This window comes from Boseongicola sp. (assembly GCF_057460485.1).
In genome coordinates, this window is record NZ_JBVCWP010000278.1 from 1 (window position 1) to 5,061 (window position 5,061).

The 5,061-nt window shown below is 58.0% G+C and carries 4 protein-coding genes; all 4 read left to right on the forward strand.

Annotated elements, in window-relative coordinates; genetic code table 11:
- Window positions 1–334 (forward strand): hypothetical protein (locus AC221Y_RS20210; protein WP_486708192.1); only part of this gene is annotated, 334 nt, incomplete at its 5' end.
- Window positions 335–463: 129 nt separating this feature from the next.
- The gene (gene htpG, locus AC221Y_RS20215; protein ID WP_486708193.1) at window positions 464–2,329 is read left to right on the forward strand and encodes a molecular chaperone HtpG; all 1,866 of its coding nucleotides are present in this window, start codon (window positions 464–466) and stop codon (window positions 2,327–2,329) included.
- A gap of 281 nt (window positions 2,330–2,610) precedes the next feature.
- Window positions 2,611–3,792 (forward strand): metallophosphoesterase family protein, encoded by a 1,182-nt coding sequence (locus AC221Y_RS20220; RefSeq protein WP_486708194.1) that lies wholly within the window; start codon window positions 2,611–2,613, stop codon window positions 3,790–3,792.
- A partial coding sequence (locus tag AC221Y_RS20225) for an AAA family ATPase (RefSeq protein ID WP_486708195.1) occupies window positions 3,789–5,061 on the forward strand: 1,273 nt, incomplete at its 3' end. The genes AC221Y_RS20220 and AC221Y_RS20225, both read left to right, overlap by 4 nt.

Below are 5,061 nucleotides of genomic sequence, written 5' to 3' on the forward strand. Positions count from 1 at the left end.
AGGGTCCGGTGATATCGTCCTGGAACAGAGCGAAGAGAAGGTCATGCGCCTCGATCTCAGGCCTGTAGTTGGCCTGCCAGATGTAAAACGCGGCACCCTCACCATCGCTGGGCTCGTAGAGGTCGTCGTTCATGAACCAGCCATCGTCGATCATCCGCCAATGATCCGGCTGATAGAGAACGCGCTCGGTGCCGGTGCCAAAGGCGCGCTCGAGCGCTTCTGGCCTGATCAGCTTGCGTGGTGCCTCCGGCCCGTCGCTGATCAGGAGCAGCCGCCCAACTGCCTATCTCGCTTCGAAGGAGTTGGCGCGCAAAAAACAGAGCAGATTTTCTAGCTGTTCGCCGCCTCAGGTCGCGGTTTAGACTGGTTTCGGGAGAGCTTTCCCCGGGGATAAGAGGCCACGCGTTGAAACCTGCACCGAAAGGGCTTAAATCAGCGCCGAAGTCGAGATGAGGAGGTTCAAATGGCAGAGACCATCGAGAAAGAAACGTTTTCCTTTCAAACAGAAGTCGGTCAACTTTTGGAGATTGTTGCCGGTTCGCTATACTCCAACCGCGAAGTGTTTCTACGGGAGCTCGTCTCTAACGCCTCTGATGCCTGTGACAAGTTGCGCTATGCAGCCCTGACGGATGCGAGCCTGTCACCATCACAGGATTTCGCAATAGCCCTTGAATTCGACACGAAAGCCAAGACGCTGTCTATCTCCGACAACGGCATTGGAATGAACCATGCTGACCTTTTGGAGACGCTTGGAACAATCGCGAAGTCCGGTACTGGCGCTTTCATTGAGGCGCTCAAAGCTGACCAAAAAGACGCCCCAGGTCTAATCGGCCAGTTTGGTGTAGGTTTCTACTCGGCCTTTATGGTGGCTGCCAAAGTCGACGTGTTGACCCGCAAGGCCGGCGAGGCTGAGGCCTGGCTCTGGTCCTCCGACGGCAAAGGTGCTTTCACGATTGAGGCTGCGCAGCGGGACACCAGCGGCACCACAGTCACCCTGCACCTCAAGAAAGACGCCAAGGAATTCGCTGAAGAAGCCCGTATTCGACACATTATCAAAACGTATTCCGAGCACATCAGTTTCCCTGTGAAACTGGGGGAGGAAACGCTCAACGCCGCCGAAGCGCTCTGGACCCGTCCGGCGAAAGACATCACAGAAGAGCAGTATACCGAGTTCTATCGCCACAGCTCCCATGCTTTCGATGAGCCCTGGCATGTGATGCACAACAAGGTGGAGGGGACACTCAATCACACCAGCCTGCTATTTGTGCCCACTGTCCAGCCTTTCGATCTCTTCGACGCTGATCGCAAAAGCCATGTGAAGCTTTACGTGAACCGCGTCTTCATCTCAGAGACAACAAAGGACTTGCTCCCGGCCTACTTGCGTTTCCTGCGCGGGGTTGTGGATAGCCAGGACCTCTCGCTGAACGTCTCGCGTGAGATGCTTCAGACCGATCCGAAACTCGCCAAAATCAAATCCCAGGTTACAAAGAAGGTTCTCGGCGAGCTGAAGAAAAAGGCTGCTAAGGCACCGGAGGAGTATGCGAAGTTCTGGGGTAGCTTTGGCGCGGTATTGAAAGAGGGCTTGGTCGAAGATCCGGCTTTACGTGACCGCATTCTTGAGGTCTGCCGCTTCGCCTCCACCGGTCAGGACACCCTGACCAGCCTTGCCGACTACGTGTCCCGTATGAAAGAGGGGCAAGAGGCGATCTTCTACATCGCGGGCGAGAACGCTGAGAAACTCGCGCAGTCGCCCCATTTGGAGGGCTTCAAGGCCAAAGGCGTAGAGGTGCTGCTTCTGTCAGACCACGTAGACGAGTTCTGGCTCCAGCACATCACCGAGTTCGACGGCAAGCCTCTCAAGTCCATCACTCGCGGTGCTGCGGATCTAGATCAGATTAAAGGAGGGGAAGAAAAAGCAGAAGACGATAAAACCGAGGAGGCTGATCTCGCCGCCCTCATCGCTGCGATCAAAGTGGAACTGGGCGAGACAGTCAAAGACGTGCGCCCGTCCAAACGCCTAACGGACAGCCCGGTCTGCCTAATCGCCGATGACGGTGATATGGATGTCAATCTAGAGCGCTTGCTCAAACGTCATGGTCAATTGGAGCAAGGTATGCCGCGCGTGCTTGAACTCAACCCAACCCATACGATCATCACCACGTTGGCAGAACGGGCAAAGGCAGACAGCGCAAGTGACGATGACCTTCTGAAGGATGCCGCTCACCTCCTGCTGGATCAGGCACGGATCGTCGAAGGCGAAATCCCAACCGATCCATCCGAGTTCGCACGGCGACTGGGAACCGTCATGGCGCGCGCTTTTGCCACTTAGGCGAGGCGCGGGGCATAATTCTGGCTTTCTCCCTGGAATTTGAAAGATGATCCCATTTGCCCTTTTAACAACGCGTGCATTGGGCAAAAGTCTATCCTGTTCGCGGAGCGGTCATTGAGGGATTCTTGCTTGGCCGTCCGCTTTCGATGCTGGAAGCTGAAGCACGAGTAACTGCCGTTCTCGGGCTTCGCTTCAGCGATGAACAGCGACATGGGGATGACTAACTGCTAAATGGTTGTCTCGACGCAAAAGCCGCACCATTCGCGGGAAAACGGACGAATATGATGCGCCTCCTCGTTTCAGCTGACATTCACCTCGGATCACCCATCCGATCCGTGGCACTACGCAACCCCGACCTAGGGGATCGGTTGAAGCAGGCCAGCCGCGATACCTTTGCCGAGATCATCGATCTGGCGATATCGGAGCAGGTCGATACATTGGTGCTGGCGGGCGACATCTTTGACAATGGTTATCCTGATCTGAAATCCCGCGCCTTCCTGATTACTCAGCTATCGCGCGCCTCGGAGGCTGGCGTGCCGACGGTTCTGATCAGGGGCAACCATGATGCGCTGCTCGATCATCGGGCGCATGGGGATTTGGGGCCGAACATCTACCTTTTGCACAAGGGCGCTCCAACGGTCGAGATCGGCGACACCGTCTTTCACGGCCTCTCCTTCGACGCGGCCCATGTGGCGAAGAGCTTCCTGCCCGATTATCCGCTGCCTGTGCCGGGCAAGCGCAACGTTGGGCTGATGCATACCTCGCTTGACGGTGCCCCAGGTCATGATCCTTATGCGCCCTGCGCCGAACGGGACCTGATGGGTCATGGGTTCGACTTGTGGTGCCTCGGGCACATTCATGCGCCTTTTGAGCGGGTCGACGGACCGGTACTGGCGGTCATGCCCGGCATCCCGCAGCCGCGTCACTTCGGCGAGCGCAACGGTGGCACCGTGACCATCGTATCCCTCAACGAGGGCACGCCGCAGTTCGAACGCCGCGCCATTGGCCACCTCGGCTTTTCCGAATACGCGCTGGATTTGAGCGCTTGTGCTGACCAACAAGAAGTCTTGCGAAGTTTGCGCGACGTGTTGTTGGCCGCGCAAATGCCGGGACGCGATATGGCAATGCGCCTGCACGTCACCTCGGATCGCCACGGGACGGAACTGGTGACGGAACTGGCGACAGAAGTGCTGGACAGCATAGAAGGCGTATTCCTTGACAAGGTCAAGTCAACCCCCCCGACCGGCAAACAGGGGGCCGAGACCGACGATCTTTTCCGCCTCATGCAGGGCGAACTGGTCGAAGACGGCTTCCGACAGGCCGCCCTGCAGCAGCTGGAAGAGTTGCGTCTTGCCCTGCCGCCAGAAATCATGGACGAGCTGGATGAGGACAGGCTGGATGCGCTTCTGGAAGAAGCGATTGCCGAAGTCTCTCTGACTTTGCACGCGGGGACCTCGCAATGAGGCTGAACCGGCTAGATCTGATCCGTTATGGTCGATTCAATGACGCCGAGATTGCTTTTCCAAAACGTGCCGACGGCGCGCCTGACGTGACGGTAATCTTCGGTCCAAACGAGGCGGGTAAATCCACGGCGTATCACGGATTTCTGGAACTGCTCTTCGGGTTCAAGGGCGGGGCGCATCCTTATGCCTTCCGGTTCGAGCGAAGTGACCTTGTTGTGGGGGCGGAACTTGACCTGCCCGGGCTCGGCCCCTTGGTTTTACGCCGAAATAGCAAGAGGACCCAATCGTTGTTGGACGCGCATGACCGCCCAATAAACGAGGCGATCCTATCGGGTGCGTTGCATGGCCTGACGCGAGATACATACGAGGAACGGTTTTCGCTCAACGAGAAGGGTTTGCGGGAAGGCGGCGAACGGATCGCTGGCGCGCAGGGAGACCTTGGGCAGCTGCTGCACGCGGGTCTCTCTGGCCTGACGGGCATGGCACAAACACTGGACGCGTTGGCGGAGCGGGCCGACAAATTTCACAAGAAACGCGGTCGGGGAAACGCTCTTAAAGCAGGCAGTGACCGCCTGAAAGAGATCGGCCGCGAATTGCGTGCTGATCGCCTTACGACAGAACGAGAGCGCACGCTAAGACATGATCGTGACCGGGCTGCGGCCGAGTTTAAGGGGGCCGATGCCGAGCTGCGACAGACCCATCAAAGACAGGCCGCATCTAAGGCCGCAGAGGTGTGGTATGATCGAACCGAGGAGATAGGGAGGCTGACAGAGGCCTTGGTCGATTTTCCTGAAGGTCCCGACCTCCATCCCGGCGCGGCAGAGCGAGTGGCGGGCCTTGTCGAAAAAACCGCGGCGCTGAAGATTCGGATCACGGAGGCGGAAGAAGAGACCGCCAAGCAAGATCAGATCATCGCAGACAACCCGGTCGACAAGCTGATCCAGCCTTTGACGACAGAGATGGAAAGGCTCGATCAACTGACCATCGACGGAGCGCCGCTGATGGGCCGGGCCAGCACCGCTAGAGCCGATCTTGACCGCCGCCGCGCAGATCGGGGCGAACTCAAAAGCCAAATTGACGAAGTCTTGGAAATCCTCAAGGTGCCAGATGTGCCGCCATCCACAGTTGCCTTGGAGGCAAGCGTTCTTGAGGATCTCGCGGCGGCCGTCCAGGATTGCTTGACCGCCAGTCTTTCAGCGGATGCGGCGCAGGAAGCCGTCGAAACAGCTCGCGCCCAAATGGGCGAAGCGCCCGCTGAACCGCAGGACC